Below are 17,695 nucleotides of genomic sequence, written 5' to 3'. Positions count from 1 at the left end.
CTGCCAGCCCTGGAAACCAGCGCCGCACAGCGCTGACCAGCGGCGACTCGCCGGCGATCACAGCCGTGTGTCTACGAACTGCGGAACGCGGGTGCTAGCCCGGAGGTTGCTCACGTGAAGACGGTCGCCTATTTCAACTGCTTCCCCAACGTCACCCAGGCCGTCCTCGGCGAAGTCATCTCACCCTGACCCGCGAGAACCAGTCCCGTACCGGGGCCAAGGGGCACCACCGCACCGCGCAACTCTCGCTCCTCCGCGTCTCTGGGCGTCAAGCCATGGCCGGAAATGGACGCATGAACCGGCGCGCTGTCGGTTTGGCGCTATTAAGTTCGGAAATCGCCGTCCGTTCGGGGAGCCGCTCAGGTCAGACCTGGTCAGATGCCGTGCGATGCTGAGCTCCAGCCGGACCTACGTGCGAGGATGCGATGATGGCCGTCGGGCCGGGTAAGGGCGGAAGGGAGGTGTCGGTATGAGCGTGGTTGACCTACTGGATCGCCCTGTCTACGGCATGGCGCAGGTTGATCGTCTGCTGCGTCTCAAGTCGGGCACCGCGCGCCGCTGGATCGACGGCTACTGGCGCAACAGCCAGTTCTACGAGCCGATCGTGCGCCTGAGCCCTACGGGCGGCGCCGTCGTCACCTGGGGAGAGTTCGTCGAAGCCCGGCTGCTGTCGGAGTATCGGGACGCCGGTGTGCGCATCAACAAGATGCGTGCCGTGGTGGCCGAGTTGCGCGACCACTTCGGGGACTACCCCTTGGCCAAGTCGGCACCTTTCATTTCGGCGGAAGGGCAGGAGGTGGTGCTTCGGATTCAGACCGATGTGGACCTCGATGAAGATCTGCAGTTGGTGCGTCTGGGCAGCAATGGGCAGCTCATGCTGTCTGCGCCTGTGCGGGAGTTCATGGACGCCGTCAAGTACCACGATGGGCGGGCCGCCATGCTGCATCCAGCGGCCGACATCCCCCAGGTGGTCATCGACCCGCTCAGGGCGTCGGGCGATCCAGTCGTCAGAGCCGTCCCTACCGAGGTCATCATCGATCTCACCGAGGCCGGGGACTCTCCCGAGTGGATCGCGGAAATGTACGACCTGGAATTGGCGCAAGTCGAAGCCGCCATCCGTTTCGAGCAGCGTCGGCGCGCCGCCTGAGAAGGAAAGCCCCCCACTATGGCCCCCGCCCCCGACGGGCTACGGTTCTTCGTCGATGAAACGTCCCTCGGACTCGGCAAGGTGCTGGCGATCGCCCGCCAGGACGTCATCCACACCGGACATCGGCTGATCCCCGAGGTTCCTTGCGGCGCGCTCGACGATGAATGGATGCCGATCGTCGCCGAGCTCGGCTTGGCCGTCATCACCCGCGACAAGAAGATCCGCAACAAGCATGCGAAGACCTTGCTGTACAGCGATTATGGGTTGAGGGTTTTCGCCATCGGCGGCAAGCAGAACCTGAGCAACTGGGAGACTCTGGTCCGCGTGGTTCATCGGTGGAGCGACATTGAACGGGAACTCAAGGAACACGGCCCTGGCCCGTGGTTCAAGATGGTCAACGCATTCCGTCTCGCCGACCTCCATATCAAAGACCGTGAAGTCGGCCGCTCCTCGCACCAGTGACAGCAGCATGCCAACTTTCGGAGTGTGCCCCGCCGTAAAGCCGGTGGGAAGGGATTCGGGCACCGCCGGACGTCGTTGGCCGGCGGTACCCGTGCTCGGTGGGGCGCGGGTCAGCGGCGCCAGATGCGGTGGTGGCGTGAGGACGGTGGCGTCGGCCTCGTGGACTCCCATTTGCGGCGCCATTCAGAGGCGTCCGGGCCGCGCGGGGCGCGGCGGCGGCCGGGGGAGTGCATCGACGCCCACCAGCCCTCGTCGTGCTCGACCCACAGGCGGCCGACCTCGTCCTCAAGGCGGCCGTTGAACGTGCCGGTCGACTCGTCCGGCTCGGGGGTGAGCGGCCGGCCGTACCGCACGGACACGACCGGGCGGCCGCGCTTCGGCCAGAACCCTCCGCGCGGCATCGCCTGGTACGTGCCGCGCAGCACCAGCGGCACGGCCGGTATGCCGTGCTCGCGGCACATCAGCGCGGCGCCCATCCGGAACCGGCGGGCCCAGCCGTCCGGCGACCGGGTCCCCTCCGGGTAGATGAGCAGGCTCCACCCGTCCTGGACGAGTTCGGACGCGAGGTCGAGGGACCGTTCGACGCCGCGCCGCTCGATCGGGAACGCGTTGAAGGTGAGCGCGGTGGCGACGGCGCGCCAGCGGGCGTCGAAGAAGTAGTCGGCCGCCGCCGCGACCGCGACCCGGCGGCGCACCTCGACGGGCAGCGACCCGAGGATGAGCGGTGTGTCGAGGTGGCTGGCGTGGTTGGCGACGAACACGGCCGGGCCCTTCAGCCCTTCGAGGAGGTCCAGGCCGTGGATCTCGGGCCGGGTCTGGCTCCAGGTGACGGTTCGGAGCACGCCGTCGAACGCGACCGTCCGGGCCGCGGCGGCGAGGGGCGTGCGTGCCCACTCGGTGGGGAACGGCCGCGTGCGCGGCCCCTCCGACCACGGCTGCGCGGACCGCGGTGCGGGGGCGCGGCCGCGCCAGTCGCGTCCGCGGCGCAGCAGCCGGATCTCCTCCACCAGTTTCATCCGGCCCCCGCTCATCGGACGTCCGCCAACGTCATCGGCGGCGTGTGCAGGTAGGTGAGGCTGGGGCTGCGGCCGACCGTCTCGCCCGCCATCTCCAGGGCGTCGGCGAGGGTGCTGGCCGCGCGGAACCCGAGCCGGGCCGCGACCCGCCGGTCGGCGCCCACGCAGATGACGTCGCCCAGGTGGGCGCGGGCATGCGCACCCCAGTACCACATGTAGAACGGGTGGACGCCGTGGTAGGCGTACGAGTTCCGGTACAGGTGGACGTACCAGGGGTCGGTGGCGTACTGCTCCTCGTACTTCGTCTCGATCGTCGCCGGGTCCGTCGTCTGCGTCAGCACCTCCTCGTAGAAGTCGATGTAGGAGGGGTGGTGCAGCGGATGGAACTCCGACTTCATCGGGTGGTACATGATGAGGGCGCCGCCCTCGCGCACCAGCGGCTTGTTCCGGTACATGTTGAAGTAGTAGCCGAGTCCCAGGCTGTACACGAGGATCGGGTTCATCACCGAGTTGACGTTGTAGGGGCACAGGTACGGCAGGCCCAGCATCAGCACGTCCGACTGGCCGTGCACCTCGGTGAGCTGCTGGCGGTGCACCGCCGCGAGGGTCCGCTCGTGGACGGCGTCGGTGGCGCCGGCGTTCACGCCGGTGACCCCGTACGGCGCCCGCATCCCCTGCCACACGCGGTGCCGCGCCCCGGCGGGGGCCAGGTCGTTGGCGCGTTTGGCGGCGAGGAATTTCGCCTGGTCCTTCAGCGTCCACTCCCACTCGCGCTTGTTGAGGAACTCGAACGGCGAGGGGAACTGGTCGTTGTTGAGGGTGCACTCGATGTGGAAGACCCGCACCGACTCCGACAGCAGCTTGTGCATCCGGTCATAGGAGTGGTGCATCGCCGAGTTCGGCGGGTCGTTGAACGAGCGGGACTCGCGCAGCGTGTGGACGTTGTGGTGGTGGCGCAGGCTCTTGTACGACGCGAGCCCGACCGCGACGGACTTCGCGCCGCCGTTCATCGCCACCAGGTTGATGTTCACGTACACGAGCAGGTCGCTCTCGGCGGCCCGCTTGTTGATCTCGACGTCCTCGCCGTGCCGGGTCTGCCCGAGCGCCTTGAGGTCGTCGGGGTCCTCGGCGTCGTGGTTGCGGAGCTTGTCCGGCCAGAACGAGTCGAACACGCGCTCCCCGACGATGTGCTTGATCTCCGCCGGGGTCATCCGGCGGTGCAGGGCGTTCCCGGCGATCAGCTCGACGTCGTCCACGCCGGCGGACGCGGCCATCTCCAGCACCTGCTCGATCACCCGCTGCCGGACGTCGGGCGCCCGCATCGGCGGCAGCGGCAGCGACAGGTCGTCGAACACGATCGTCAGCCGCATGCCCGAATGCAGCAGCTCGGGCAGCGGCTCACTGCCGAGCGGATGCAGCAGCGCGTCGCGGATCCGGCCGTTCACGTCGCGGAGGCCGGGCAGGGAGTCCGGCGGGTAGATCACGCGGGTGCCGAGCGGGAACCGCTCCAGCCGGAACCCCTCTCCCTCGTGCACCAGGATCGGGGGCGTCCGCTCGTCCACCTCCAGCACGAGTCCCGGTCTGCTCATCAAACGGCTCCTTCGCGATCGAGGTGGTCGGTGCTGTCGCCGTTCAGCGCGGCGGCCGCGGCGCCGTTCCGCGGTCCCGTGCCGTTCTGCGGGGCGAACGCGATCTTGACGCTGCCCGAGCGGCCGGCGGACAGCGCGTGCGACAGCGCGTCCCGCCAGCGGGTGAGGGGGTAGACGCTGTCGACGAAGCCGTCGAGGGCGTCGTGGGAGGCCAGGTCGATCGCGGCCTGGAAGTCGTCCGCGCCGCGGCTGGCGTAGGAGCCGACGATGTTCAGCTCCCGGAACCAGGCCGGCGTCAGGTCGGCCGGCTTGGACGGCATGCCGGACAGCAGCACCGTCCCGCCCGCCCGGACGAGGCGCAGCGCGGTGTCGAGGCCCTCGCCGCCGGTGCATTCGACGACGATGTCGGCGCCGCCGAGCAGGTACCCGGGGCCGAGTTCGGGACGGACGAGCGAGCCGCCGGTGATGCGCCGCAGCCCGCGCAGCGCCGCCGACGGGTCGATCGTCTCCGTCGCGCCGAGCGCCCGTGCCCGCCGCCGCTGCCCCGCGTGCCGGGCGATGACGGTGATCGGCCCGGCGGCGGTCAGCTCGCGGAGCGCGAGGACGGTCAGCAGCCCGACCGTCCCGGCGCCGACCACGACGATCGACGTGCCGCGCGGGACGTCGATGCGGCGCACGGACCGCACCGCGCACGCGAGCGGTTCCGACAGCACGGCCCGTTCGGACGGCAGCGACTCCGGCACCCGGTGCAGCTGGCTGTGGTGCGCGACGAGGCGTTCCGACCAGCCGCCGCCCGTGTCGGCGCAGAACCCGGTCTGCAGCCCCGACGAGATCCGCCCGGCGTTGACGTGGTCGCATCTGTTCGCGTGGCCGCTCGCGCACGGTTCGCACGGGCCCGTCCCGCGCGCCCGGCACGGCAGCACCGGGTCGATGACCACGCGCGTCCCGGCGGGCATGTCGCCGGCGTCGTCGAGCAGTTCGGCGACGACCTCGTGGCCCGGGACGAACGGCATCGACGTCAGCGGCCCCAGGTACGGGGACACCTTCCCCGCCGCCATCGCCAGGTCCGACCCGCAGATCCCCGACAGGACGGTCCGCAGCCGCACCCAGCCGGGTCCGGGTTTGCCGGGCGGCTGCCGGTGCGACAGCCGCAGCGGCGCCAGCGAGGGGACGGCCGCCGGGCGGAGCCGCCCGGGCAGCCGCGCCGCGGCGAGATAGCGCGCGGGCGAACGGTGATACTCCAACGCCAAAATCATCGGGCGTCCTCCAATGCGGCGTCGAGGAGGGTGGAGACTGCTCCCGAGTCGCCGTCCCAGTCCGCGATCGACCAGCGCTGCCGTTTGGCGTGCCGGTACAGGCGGGGGTCGGGGTTGACGGCGACCGGGTTGCCGACCTGCTCCAGGACGGGCCGGTCGGAATAGTGGTCGCCGTACGCCCAGCTCCCCGCCAGGTCGACGCCCTCGTCGCGGGCCCAGGCGCGCAGCCACGCGGCGCGCGCCTCCCCGATGAGCGGTGGACGTTCGAAATGCCCCGTGTAGTGCCCGTCGACGACGCGGAGTTCGGCGGCGAGCACGTCGTCGAACAGGGTGCGGAGCGGCTCGACGAAGACGTCCACGGTCCCGGTGAGCAGCACCGTGCGGTGCCCGGCGGCGCGATGCCCGCGGATCCGGCGGATCGCCTGCGGCCAGGCCCGCCGCAGCAGCACGTCCCCGAGCCGCTGCCGCGCCAGCGCGCGCAGCTGCGCCTCGTTCGCGCCCTCGTAGCGGCGGACGAACTCGCGCAGGAACTCGCCGCGGTCGCGGTGCTCGGTGCGCAGGTAGCGGGGCGCGGCCCGCAGGACCGGCACCAGCGTCCCCGCCCACGACCGGACGGGCACGTCCAGCAGCCGCGCCCACAGGTGCGCCTCCACCACGTCGGACGCGACGATCGTGCCGTCGAGGTCGAACACGGCCGCGACGTCGCGCCGCTCCTCGAACCGGACCGCGGGCGGGGCGGGGCGTCCCGACGTCAGCGCCGGACGCGGCTCCGGATGGTGCGCCGGCGCGAGCCGGAACGCCGCCGTCACGGCGGGGCAGTGCACCTCGCCGAGGTAGTGCGCCCAGTCGATGACCGCCGAGTCGCAGCCCGCGCCGTCCGGCAGCGAACGGTCGAGCGCGACGGTGCCGGAGTCGGCGTACACGACCTCGGCGGCGCCGTAGGCCCCGTACAGGTCGCGGTAGCGGCGCAGCATCTTCACCTCGCGTCCCTGCTTGTACAGGGTGCGCTGCCAGCCGCGGGTGCGGTCCCCGCTGGGGAGCATCATCAGGGCGCGTTCGGCGATGTCCATCGCGCGTTCCGCCGTGCCCAGCATCTTCTCGGCGCGGCCGTCGCTGAGCAGCGCCACCTCGCGGGGGCGGATCGCGCCGCGCCCGTCGCCGCCGGGCAGCGGATACTCGGTGAAGTAGCCCTGGACGAGCTCGACCAGCCGCTGCAGCGTCAGCGGGTTACGGGCGCCGGACCCGACGTGGTAGTAGGCGGGGGCGCCCGGCTCCGGGACGGCCGCGGCGGCGCCGAGCAGCGCGTTCACGACCAGGTCGACGGGGATGATGTCGACGATCCCGTCCGGGATGCCGGCGAGCGCCCGCAGCATCCCCTGCCCGTAGGCGAGGATCAGCGGGTCGGCCATCTTGAACCCGTCGATCCAGCCGGGGTAGGGGTGCCGCAGCGCGCTCTCCACGATCGCGGGCCGGACGATCGACAGCGGCAGGTCGCGGGCCGTGTCCTCGGCGGTGCGTTCCCCGAGGGCCTTGGTGAAGGTGTACACGTCCGGCCAGCCGAGGCTGCGGGCCCGTTCCCGCCCGTAGTCGGTCAGGCGGCTGTCGACCTCCTCGCGGCGGCGGCGCTCGGTGTCGGCGGCGACGGCGGTCGGGCCCGCCTTGCCCTGCTCGCCGAGCGCGGCGGCGCGCAGCCGCCCGAGGACCTCGGGCCGCCGGGAGTGGCGTTCGACGGACCGGCGCGCGTCGACCGCGTACTCCAGTTCGGTGGCCCAGTCGACGGTGTGGTCCAGGCTGGTCTCCGGGACGACACCCTTGCGGGAACCCGCGACGTAGGCGGTGGAGACGTGCACGATGTGCGGGGTTCTCCCGGACCGCTCCCCGGCGCGCTTCGCCGACTCGTACAGGTTGATCGTGCCGACGACGTTGGTCGCGAACGCCTCGTCGATCGGCGGGTCGAACGACACGATGGACGCGCCGTGGATGACCACGTCCACGTCGTCGGGCAGTTCCGGCACGGACTCGGTGATGTCGGCCGCGACGACCCGGACCCGTTCCCGCACGATCTCGCGGGCCGCGTCCTCGCCGGTCCGCTCCCGCCACGGCGCGAACACCGGCTTGGCGATCACTTCGTCGAGCCGCTGGTCCGCGGTGACGCCGGGCCGCTCCCGCAGCAGCGCGACGATCCGGGTCGCGGGATATCCGGACAGCAGGCGCTCCAGGAGGGCCTGCCCGATGAACCCCGTGACGCCTGTGAGCAGGACGGTACGCCCGGCCAGGCCATTGATCACGCCGGCTCGTTGTGAGCGGTCAAGGTCGAAATCCTGCGTCATGCCCGGAACGCTAGGCACGGAAGGGAAGCGGCGAATCCGTCATGTGACGGGGCTCTTCCACCATCCCCCCGCCCGCGTGGAGGGGGATCTCCGCGACGAGTGTGAACCCGCCGTTCCCGTCCGTCCCGGCTGAGAGGGAGCCGCCGAGGGCGCCGGTCCGGACCGTCAGGTTCGACAGGCCCTTGCCCGTCCCGGGGTCGGTCCCGGTGAACGACGGCGGGATGACGCCGTCGTTGACGACCGTGAGCCGCACGATCCCCTGGTGGACGGTGACCGTGATGTCGCAGCGCTCCGGATGCGCATGCCGCAGGACGTTGGTGACGGATTCGCGCAGCACGGCCGCCAGTGCGCCGTCCACTGGGGAGGACGGCGCCAGGTCCCGGAGGTCGGGCAGCTTCAGGTGGACCTCGGCGCCGGCGGCGGTCAGCGCGGCACGTGCCGACACGGCCTCGTCCCGCAGGGACAGGGCCCTGTCCTCCTCGGCGACCGCGCTGGCGTCCGCCCGCGACCGCTCGGCGAGGGCGGCGAGCTCGCCCAGCTCGGCCGCCGCGCGCACCGGATCGGTGGTGACCAGCCGCCGCGCCAGCTCCGCCTTGACCGTGATCGTCGACAGCCCGAGGCCGAGCAGATCGTGGACGTCGCGGGAGATGCGCAGCCGCTCGTGCAGCGCCGCCATCCGCGCCAGCCGCTCACGGGCGACATCGACCTCCCGGGCCAGCTGCGGCAGCCGGTACAGCGCGTACACGACCACGCCGATCTGCACCGAGACCGCACACGTGTAGAGGTAGAACAGCGTCCCGTACGAGGCCCACAGAGCCGGGACGCACCACAGGGCGATGGTCAGCGAGAACAGGATCCACGCCCACCGCCCGCGCGACACCAGCAGCACCGAACCGGTCGCCAGGCACGCCATCGTCGCCCAGGCCGGGCCGAGCAGGGCGTACGGGACGAAGATCAGCAGGACCTGTGCGGACAGCGTCCACGCCCCCGCCCTCGGCCGCCGCCCGCGCAGCACGGTCGAGGAGTGCCGGAGCTGCAACACCGAGATCGCGACCGCCACGACCGCCGCCGCGCCGGTCGCCCGCCACGAACCGCCCGTGCCCGTGTGAACGTACGTGACCTGCTGCCAGCCGAAGCCGACGGTCACGAACACCAGGATCGTCCAGGCCAGACGCGACTGCGTCACACGTCCGGGACGGTGGCGCCTGGGGGAGGGGCCCTGCAGCGCGCCGACGATCGACCGGACGTCCGTCGCCGCGCGCCGCGCGGTGCGGGCCACCTCGTCCAGGTCGGCGCGGGCCGCGGCCGCGTCGAGCGGCAGCCGCTCCCGGGCGCGCCGGCTCACCAGCTCGACCCGGGTGAGCGCCGCGCCCAGCACCGCGCGCAGGCTGCCCGCCGCCTCCAGCCGCTCCCGCGCCGCCGCGGCCGCCGCGAACTGCGCCCGGGTGGCGTGCAGTTCCCGGACGAACCCGGACAGCCGCGTCAGCGCGTACATCGACAGCCCGACGTTCATCGTCGCCATGACACAGAACGACACGTCCTGCGCGGACCAGCCCTGGGAGTACCGCAGCAGGCCCTCCGCCGCCGCGACCAGCCCCACCATGAACCACGACAGCGGCGGACGCAGCAGAAGCAGCATCGCGCCGGCGAGGAACCCGCCCACGATGGGATACCAGTGCGTGCCGAACACCAGCAGCGGCAGCAGCGCCAGCGCCGACTGCACCGCCAGATGCGTCACGATCACCCACCGGCGGGGCTGCTGCGAGCGCGGGCCGTACAGGACGAGCAGCCACTGCACCCCGAAGATGCCGGTGATCACGATGGTGGCCGACAGCAGCATGTGGGACGGGCCGGTCTCGGCCTGCTTCAGCAGCCGGGTCTGCAGCATCAGTACCAGGTACATGCCGGTGATGACGCGTGCGAACAGGGGCGTCCGGCCCGCGAGGCCCGCTGAAGCAGGTGCAGGCCCCGCCGGCTGGTCTCGTCGCCGAGCGGATCCGTACCGTCGCGCCACGTCCACCGGCCCCCCAACGCCGTCTCTTCGGATGATGAAACGGCGGGGGCCCACGATCAAGAAAAATTAACGACTGAATATTTTTGTGGCGGGGACGCCAGGGGCCGTCAGGTGGGACCGGGCGGGGCACGGCAGGCAGGGTGCCGGCGGCACGCGTCAGGCGGGGCGGCCCGCGCCGGTGTCGGCGGCCGGGACGTACCGGTGCAGCTCGGCGCGGGACGCGACACCGAGCTTCGGGAACGCCTTGTACAGGTGGTAGGCGACCGTGCGGTGGCTCAGCCGCAGCCGGGCCGCGATCTGCCGGTTGGTCGCGCCCGTCATCGCCAGCCGGACGACCTGCATCTCCTGCGCGGTCAGCCGCCCCGGCAGATCGTCCCCGTCCGCCCGCACGCCCTGGCCGGCGGCGCGCAGCTCCCCGCGGGCCCGCTCCGCCCACGGGACCGCGCCGAGCCGCTCGAAGATCTCCAGCGCGGCGCGGAGGCGGGCCCGCGCCTGCGCGCGGCGCCGCGACCGGCGCAGCCACTCGCCGTACAGCAGCTCCGTCCGCGCGCGTTCGAACGGCCGCCCGCCCCGCCGGTGGGACGCGAGCGCGAGCGTGAAATGCCGCTCGACCTCGCCGTCCCCCGTGCCGGTGGACGCCGTGGCCGTGGACGCCGTGGTCGTGAGCAGGGCCCGGCAGCGTGAGGCGACGCCGTCCGCCCACGGCTGCCCGGCGTTGCGGGCGAACGCCGCCAGCCGCTCCATCGGCTCGCGGCCCGCGTCGGGACGCCCCGACGCGACGGCGGCCTCCACGGTGTCGGCGAGCGCGAGGACCACCGGCGGGGTGTGCGCCGCCGAGCCGGGGTGCGCGTCCTGGAGGTGCTCGAAGGCGTCCTCGGGACGGCCCAGACCGAGGGCGAGCAGGCCGAGCGCGGCACCGACCCGCCCGTCGGCCGACAGTGCGCGGCAGCGGACCTCGTCCCCCTCGATCGCCGCCTGCCGTGCCCGGATGATGCGCAGTGCCGCGGCCTGCCGGCGCTGCCCCGCGTCCTCCGCGATCTCCAGCGCCTCCCCGGTCAGCGACCGGGCGTCGTCGTGCGCGCCGTGGAAGAGCCGGGCCCACGCCTGGACGGCGAGCGCGCGCGGGACGAGGGCGAGCAGCCCGCGTTCGCGGCACCGGGCGGCCAGCTGCGCCGACATCTCGGCGGCGGCCGCGTCGTCGCCGATCAGCAGGGCGACCTCGGCGCCGAGCAGCCGCAGCCGCTCGTCCGGCTCGCCGCCCGCGTCGCGCAGGAGCCGCCGGGCGGACGCGACGTCATCGTCCAGCAGCGCCGACAGCGCCCGCGCCATGACCGACGTGCCGGGGTACCGGTCCCGCGCTTCGACCGCCGTCTCCCGGTCGCCGCAGGACCACGCGTGGAACACGGCCTCGTCGAGCATCCGCGCGCGGATCTCCGGATCGCCGCAGCTCCGGGCCCGTTCCAGCAGCAGCCGCCCGGCGGCCTGCGGCGCACCGTGCTCCAGTTCGATCCCGGCCCGCACGAGATCGACGCGCGCTCGCGTCTCCTCGGGGCCGTCCGCCCGGGCCGCCTCGTCCGCGAGCGTCCGGGCCCGCCCGGGGCGTCCGCCGGCCAGTTCCGCCTCGGCCGCCGCCACCAGCCGCCGGGCGCGCACCTCCGGTTCACCGGCGAGGCGGGCGGCGCGCTCGTAGGCGAAGGCCGCGACGGACGGGCCGCCCCGGTCCCGGATGTCGCCCGCCGCCGACTCCAGTTCCGCGGCGACGGAGTCGTCGGTCCCGAGGGCCGCGGCGGCCAGATGCCGGACCCGCCGGCCCGCGTCGCCCGCCCGCGCGTGGACGTCGGCGAGCGCATGGTGGACGGCGATGCGCCGGGTGACCGGGACGCCCTGGTACGCGGCGGCGCGGGCCAGCGGATGCCGGAAACCGATCGAGGTGCGGGTCACCTCCACCAGCCCCGCGTCCTCCGCCGGTTCCAGCGCGTCGAACGGCACGCCCAGGCGCCGCGCCGCCTGGACCGCGACACCCGGCTCACCGGTGTCGTCGGCGGCCACGACGGCGAGCAGCACCCGCGCCGGTTCGGGCAGGTCGCGGACGGCCCGTTCGAACTCCGCCGGGACGTGGGCGAGCCGCCCCGACCCGGCGGCGGCGAACTCGATGAGCGCGAGGGGGTTGCCGCGCGCCTGCCCGACGACGCGGTCGCGCCGCTCCGCCGGGGTGCGCGGCGCCCGCTCGTCCAGCAGGAGCCGCGCGTCCTCGGTGTCGAGGCGGGCCAGGTGACGTTCGGGGAGGTCCGTCCGGGGCCACGCGGCGGTGTCGTCCCGTACCGCGATGAGGAAGACGACGTCGCGCGCGGCGACCCGGCGTGCGGCGAACAGCAGCGCGTCCGCCGACTCCCGGTCGAGCCACTGCGCGTCGTCCACCAGGCACAGCACCGGCGTGTCCGCCGCCGGGCCGCCGAGCAGCGTCAGCAGCGCCAGCCCGACGAGCAGCCGCTCCTCCGCGCGCGGCCGGGCGAGCCCGAGCGCGGCCTTCAGTGCCTCCGCCTGCGGAGCGGGCAGATCCTCGAACGCGGTGTCGCCGAGCAGCAGATGCAGGGCCGCGAACGGAACGCCGGCCTCCGCCTCGATCCCGCCGCCGCGCAGGACGCGTATCCCGTCCGCGGTCGCCTCGGCGTGGTCGAGCAGCGCGGTCTTCCCGATTCCGGCCTCGCCGCGCAGAACCAGGACCCCGCCGCCCGCACCGGCCCGCGCACGTCCCACCAGATGGTCGATCTCGGCGACCTCGGCCGCGCGCCCGTACAGCGAGTGCCCCATGCCTCGGAGCGTGTCATCGCGTGTTCGCCCTGCCCAGTGCGCCGCTCACCGGTCCGCATGTGAATCGCCCGAGGGTCCGGCCATGCGTTTCTCACATCGTCGCCACACCCGCCGGACGCGGCCACATCCGGCCATGCCCGGGGTGCCTCACACCCAGCCGAACTCGCCGGCGATGCGCACCGCGTCGATCCGGTTGCGCGCGTTCAGCTTGGTGATGCAGTTCGCCAGATAGTTGCGGACGGTGCCGACCGTCAGGCCGAGCGCCAGCGCGATGTCGTCGACGTCCGCGCCCTCGGCCGCCAGCCGCAGTACCTGCGCCTCCCGGGGCGTGAGGGGGCTCTCGGGCTGCCGCAGCGCCACCAGCGCGAGCTGCGGGTCGACCACCTGCTCGCCCGCCGCGACCCGGCGGATCGCCTCGGCCAGTTCGGCGGGCGGCATGTCCTTGAGGACGAAGCCGTTCGCGTGCGCGTCCAGCGCCCGCCGCAGGTCACCGGGACGCCCGAGCCCGGTCAGGATGAGCACCCGGCACTCCGGCAGCCGCTCGTGCAGTTCCGCGGCGGCGGTGACGCCGTCCACCCCGGGCAGGTCGACGTCCAGCACGGCGACGTCCGGCCGGTGCCGCAGCGCCGCCCGCACGATCGCGTCGCCGCTCTCGATCTCCGCCACGACCTCCAGGTCGGGCTCCAGGTCGAGCAGGCCGATCAGCGCGCCGCGCAGGAGCGCGACGTCCTCGGCCAGCAGGATCCGGATCGCCCCGGGCACCGTCTCCACCGGTCCGCCGGAGAAGTCACCGTCCAGGCCCGCCATCGCTGATCACGTCCTCCACGATCACCCGTCCGGGGACTCCCGCTCGCGGAAGACCGCCCTGACGAACAGTTCGGTGTGCCGCAGCGCCCTTTCCCGGGCCTCCTGCCGTTCGTCGGGCGCGGCATCGGCGTGCAACCACAGTAACCGCGCTTGGCCGATCGGCCCGAACAGCGCCCAGGCCAGATCGGCGGGACGGCCGAGATCGGGCGCGATCCGGCCGGTGTCGATCCAGTGCTGGAAGAGCGGCGCCATCTCCGACATCGACCGCGTGATCGTGTGGCCCATGTCGGCGGTGTGGACCAGGCCGTCCCGGACCATCAGGCTGATGAACAGCCGTCCGCTCGGCGAGTCCCAGGCGTCGAGGACGTGCGCGACCAGCGCGCGGACGGCGGCGCCCGGGTCGCCGTCGATCAGCTCCTGGGTCAGTTCCTCCCGCCCGGACATCAGGCCCTGCGGCCCGAGCTGGGCCACGGCCGCCTCGAAGATGTCCTGCTTGCTGGCGAAATGTGCGTAGAGCACGCTCTCACTGAGCCCGACCTCGCGGGCGATCGCGCGGATCGAGGTGCCCGCGTACCCCTTCTGCGCGAAGAGCCGCAGCGCCGCCTCGACCAGCGCCGCCTTGGTGTCCCCGGCCTCCGTCTTGGGCGGGCGTCCGGGACGCCGGCGCACCGGGTCCCCCGGCTTGATCGACACCTTCCACCTCCTCGTCTCATGAGAGATCGTGCCGGACGGGTCCACCGGACGCTCCGGTGGACCCGTCCCAGAGGATCCGTCACGAGGCGGCCGGCTCGGGCGGAGGCATGACGCCGGTCACTTGGCGGATTCGCACCACCCGGAGGCTTCCTAGATTCGGTCTCGCTACCGACTTGCAGGAGGCCGCGTGATCTACGGCGTCTTCTCGCGCACGGCTGGGACCGTGCTCCGGCTTCTGCTGCGCCCCAAGGTGGAGGGCAAGGCCAACATCCCTGCCGAGGGCCCGTTCATCCTGGCGAGCAACCACCTGTCGTTCGCCGACAGCTTCGCCCTGTCACCGGTCGTCCACCGCCGCCTCTTCTACCTGGCCAGGTCGGAGTACTTCGAACTGCCCGGCCGGTTCGGGCGGCTGATCCGGTGGGGCCTCTTCGCGCTGGGGAACGTCCCGGTCAAGCGGGGCCCGACCCGTGCCGCCGTCCGCGCACTGGAGCAGATCGCGGCCGTCCTGGACGCGGGCGGCGGCGTCGCCATCTACCCGGAGGGCAGCCGTTCCCCGGACGGCCGCATCTACCGGGGCCGCACGGGCGTCGCCTGGCTGGCCATGGCCTCCGGCGCCAAGGTCATCCCCGTGGCCATCGGGGAGACCGACCACATCATCCCGCTCGGCACGTGGCGCCCGCGGCTCCGCGTCCGTCCCACGATCCGCATCGGGGAGCCGATGGACTTCACCCGCTACCGCGACCTCCCGCCGGGCCGGGCCCGCCGCGTCATCACCGACGAGGTCATGGACGCCATCTGCAAACTCTCGGACCGCGAATGGGCCGGCACCTACAACCCCCGCGCCGACGAAGAGTGACGAACCACCGCAGACGCTAGGTGAGGACGTGGTTGGTGAGGAGCTCCTCGAAGTCGGTCTCGAAACGCTCGTAGTGGGTGCGGAGGTCCGGGCCCGGCCAGTCGGAGGGAACGAGGGGCGGGGGAAGGAGCGGGTCGTTCAGGAGGTGGCGCAGGACGGCGGCGGCGAGGGTGAAGCGTTCGGCGATCGTGGTCGCCTCGGTCAGGGCGGTGTGGAGGGTGCGCGCCTTGGCCGCCCAGGCATCGAGGTCCCAGAGGGTGGCGGCCAAGGCGGCGGGGTCCTCTTCGGGGCGGCCGGACAGGAAGGTGCACTGGCGGACGACGATGCCGGGGCGGGGGCGGGTCAGGTTGGCGGGGCGCAGCCAGGTGCCTTCGCGGAGTTCGGCGAGGCGGAGCGCGGACATGGCCCGGCGCAGGGCGGCGCGGTCGGCGGCGGGACGGCGTTCGGCGGTGATGACGGCGATCTCCCAGGTGCCGTCCCAGGTGACGGCCGGAGGGAGGAGACTCTCGTCCTGCCGGGCCTGGCGTTCGAGGAGCCGTTCGGTGAGGGCGTAGGTGCCGCCGGACTGGACGAGGTCGCCCGAGGCGACCATGCGGGAGAGCGCGACCCGGACCGTCCCCTCGGCGATGCCGAACAGGTCGCCGACGCGGACGAGGTAGCGGGCGGGAAGCCGGGGAGGGTGGACGCCCAGCAGCGTGCTCAGCACCACCGAGCGCGCCGTGAGCGGGCGGATCTCCGGGCTTCTCATCTCTGCTGGTGACCTTACCGGGGTTCGCGGAGGCGGCTCGACCGAGATTACAGCCTTCCATCGCGTGATGGAGAAGTGTAACGTCCGGGGTATGGCGTCCTATCTGATCGAGCCGTTCGACCGGCTCCCGTTCGGCGGCGCGGAGAAGGCCCGCCGGTACGCGACGGAGCGTTACCAGGGGGCCGCGGGCCTCAACTGGTACGACTGCGACCCCACGCTGCGGTTCCTGATGCGCCGGCACCTGGGGAACGGGTTCGGCTGGGCCGAGCCGAGGCTGCGGGAGATGGGTGCGCTGATGGGCGGGCCGATCGCCGAGCGGGCCGAGGAGACGGACAGGAACCCGCCGCGGCTGGAGAAGTACGACCGGTGGGGACGCGACGTCAGCGAGGTCGTCATGCCGCCGTCGTTCGAGGCGGCGCGCAAGGACATCGTCGCGACGTCCTTCACGCGGCCCGACTTCGTCGCGGAGGCGAAGCGGAACGGCGTCGACCCCGCGCCCATGGGCGTGGCCTGGAGCTACCTGCTGGATCAGGCCGACATCGGCATGGCGTGCGCGCTGGGCACGGGCGGCGACATGGTCGTGGGCCTGACGGAGATGTTCGCGCCCGAGGACGTGAAGGCGCGGGTCCGGGAACTGTTCGCGGCCGGGGAGATGTCCGGTGAGGCCGCGCAGATGCTCACCGAGCGTTCCGGTGGTTCCGACCTGGGCGCGCTGGAGTCGACGGCGTCCCGGGAGGGGGACGCGTGGCGGCTCAGCGGATTCAAGTGGTTCGCGTCCAACGCGAACGGCTCGGCGTTCGTGGTGCTGGCCAAGCCCGAGGGCGCCGCCGACGGGGTGCGGGGGATCGCGCCGTTCCTCGTCCTCAAGGAGCGGCGGGACGGGACGCGCAACGGCGTCAGGATCCGGCGGCTCAAGGACAAGCTCGGCACGCGGTCGGTGGCGTCGGCGGAGATCGAGTTCACCGACGCGGAGGCGTTCCTGCTGGCCCCGGCGTCGAGCGCCGGGCAGGGCGGCGACGGCAAGGGCCTCGCCCGGATGATGGAGCTGACGAACGGCGCCCGACTCGGCATCTCGATGATGGGCGTCGGGTGCGCGCGGAGGGCGCTGGTCGAGTCGCTCTGCTACGCGCGGGCGCGGGAGGCGTTCGGTGCCCCGCTGGCCGAGCAGCCGCTGATGCGGCGCAAGCTCGCCGAGCTGATCGTGGAGACCGAGGCCGCCCAGGCGCTCGTGTTCGACGGGTACCTGGGGCGTCCGCGGCTGCGCATCGGCGCGGCGCTGATCAAGCTGAGGGCGGCCAGGCTGGGTGTGACGGCCGCGAGCGACGCCATCGAGGTGCACGGCGGGAACGGCTACATCGAGCAGTGGCCGGTGGCGCGGATCCTCCGGGACGCGCAGGTCAACCCGATCTGGGAGGGCGGCGACAACGTCCTGTGCCTGGACGTGCGCCGCGCCGTCGAGCGGCAGGACGCGCACGAGCCGTTCCTCGACCGGCTCACCGAGGCCGTCCGGCGGGCACCCGAGGGCGACGACGCCACCGCCGAGCTGGTCGGCGACCGCATCGGGCATCTCCGGCAGGCCATCGAGAAGTGGCGCGGGCTGGACAGGACCGTCGCCGAGGCGAGGCTCTTCCCGCTGGCCCAGTACATGGCCGACGTGTACGCGGCGGCGCTGCTGCTGGAGCAGGCCGGGTGGGAGCGCGCGGACTCGGGCGGCGACCGCAAGGCGCTGGTCGCGCGGCTCTACGCCCGGACCCACCTCGCCGACGCCGGGCCGCTGCGCGGGATCGACGCCCCCGCCGAGGATCTCGAACGCTTCAAGGATCTGGCCGACGGCGCGTTCATCGACGGCCGCGAGTAGGCGGCGCTCTGCGGAAAGCGTTGACCGAACGAGATTCGGCCCCGTAGGTTTCTGGGACGGCCCGCCGCCCAGAGCGCGTGCCCCGTTGCCAGTAGCGCGTGACGGAGG

Annotated in this window: 13 protein-coding genes; 4 read left to right on the top strand and 9 right to left on the bottom strand. The window is 72.9% G+C overall.

From position 1 onward, the window contains the following. Positions 1-469: 469 nt before the first annotated feature. Positions 470-1,147 (top strand): DUF433 domain-containing protein, encoded by a 678-nt coding sequence (locus ACGFK0_RS35435; RefSeq protein ID WP_392912891.1) that lies wholly within the window; start codon positions 470-472, stop codon positions 1,145-1,147. A gap of 18 nt (positions 1,148-1,165) precedes the next feature. Then, positions 1,166-1,609: a hypothetical protein gene (locus ACGFK0_RS35430; RefSeq protein ID WP_392912890.1), complete on the top strand. Its 444-nt coding sequence runs from the start codon at positions 1,166-1,168 to the stop codon at positions 1,607-1,609. Between the two features lie 110 nt (positions 1,610-1,719). Here ACGFK0_RS35430 and ACGFK0_RS35425 read toward each other — a convergent pair whose 3' ends face one another. From ACGFK0_RS35425 to ACGFK0_RS35390, 8 genes are all read right to left on the bottom strand, one after another. Then, positions 1,720-2,625, bottom strand: coding sequence for a lysophospholipid acyltransferase family protein (locus ACGFK0_RS35425; RefSeq protein WP_392912889.1), 906 nt, complete (start codon positions 2,623-2,625; stop codon positions 1,720-1,722). A gap of 11 nt (positions 2,626-2,636) precedes the next feature. Beyond that, positions 2,637-4,214: a lactate racemase domain-containing protein gene (locus ACGFK0_RS35420; RefSeq protein WP_392912888.1), complete on the bottom strand. Its 1,578-nt coding sequence runs from the start codon at positions 4,212-4,214 to the stop codon at positions 2,637-2,639. Further along, positions 4,214-5,470: a zinc-binding dehydrogenase gene (locus tag ACGFK0_RS35415; protein WP_392912887.1), complete on the bottom strand. Its 1,257-nt coding sequence runs from the start codon at positions 5,468-5,470 to the stop codon at positions 4,214-4,216. The genes ACGFK0_RS35420 and ACGFK0_RS35415 overlap by 1 nt, the downstream gene beginning before the upstream one ends. Then, positions 5,467-7,800, bottom strand: a complete 2,334-nt coding sequence (locus tag ACGFK0_RS35410; RefSeq protein ID WP_392912886.1) for an HAD-IB family hydrolase — start codon at positions 7,798-7,800, stop codon at positions 5,467-5,469. The genes ACGFK0_RS35415 and ACGFK0_RS35410 overlap by 4 nt, the downstream gene beginning before the upstream one ends. A 10-nt stretch (positions 7,801-7,810) precedes the next feature. Then, positions 7,811-9,703, bottom strand: coding sequence for a sensor histidine kinase (locus ACGFK0_RS35405; protein ID WP_392912885.1), 1,893 nt, complete (start codon positions 9,701-9,703; stop codon positions 7,811-7,813). Positions 9,704-9,970: 267 nt separating this feature from the next. Next, positions 9,971-12,625, bottom strand: a complete 2,655-nt coding sequence (locus tag ACGFK0_RS35400; RefSeq protein WP_392912884.1) for an AAA family ATPase — start codon at positions 12,623-12,625, stop codon at positions 9,971-9,973. A 147-nt stretch (positions 12,626-12,772) separates the two neighbouring features. Next, a complete protein-coding gene (locus ACGFK0_RS35395; RefSeq protein ID WP_392912883.1) occupies positions 12,773-13,432 on the bottom strand; it encodes a DNA-binding response regulator in 660 nt (219 codons plus the stop codon). 21 nt (positions 13,433-13,453) lie between these two features. Continuing rightward, positions 13,454-14,125, bottom strand: coding sequence for a TetR/AcrR family transcriptional regulator (locus ACGFK0_RS35390; protein WP_392912882.1), 672 nt, complete (start codon positions 14,123-14,125; stop codon positions 13,454-13,456). Positions 14,126-14,312: 187 nt separating this feature from the next. Between ACGFK0_RS35390 and ACGFK0_RS35385 the strand changes: the two genes are divergently transcribed. After that, positions 14,313-14,981, top strand: coding sequence for a lysophospholipid acyltransferase family protein (locus ACGFK0_RS35385; RefSeq protein WP_392912881.1), 669 nt, complete (start codon positions 14,313-14,315; stop codon positions 14,979-14,981). Positions 14,982-14,997: 16 nt separating this feature from the next. Here the strand turns inward: ACGFK0_RS35385 and ACGFK0_RS35380 are convergent, their stop codons facing one another. Next, entirely contained in the window at positions 14,998-15,729 is a 732-nt protein-coding gene (locus tag ACGFK0_RS35380; RefSeq protein WP_392912880.1) for a PaaX family transcriptional regulator C-terminal domain-containing protein, read from the bottom strand. Between the two features lie 91 nt (positions 15,730-15,820). Here ACGFK0_RS35380 and ACGFK0_RS35375 point away from each other — a divergent pair, with 91 nt between their 5' ends. Continuing rightward, the gene (locus ACGFK0_RS35375) at positions 15,821-17,587 is read left to right on the top strand and encodes an acyl-CoA dehydrogenase family protein (protein WP_392912879.1); all 1,767 of its coding nucleotides are present in this window, start codon (positions 15,821-15,823) and stop codon (positions 17,585-17,587) included. Positions 17,588-17,695 lie beyond the last annotated feature (108 nt).

Source organism: Spirillospora sp. NPDC048823 (genome assembly GCF_043198445.1).
GTDB lineage: Bacteria > Actinomycetota > Actinomycetes > Streptosporangiales > Streptosporangiaceae > Spirillospora.
Note: the sequence above shows the minus strand (reverse complement) of the source record. Positions and strands in the feature narration are given on the sequence as shown.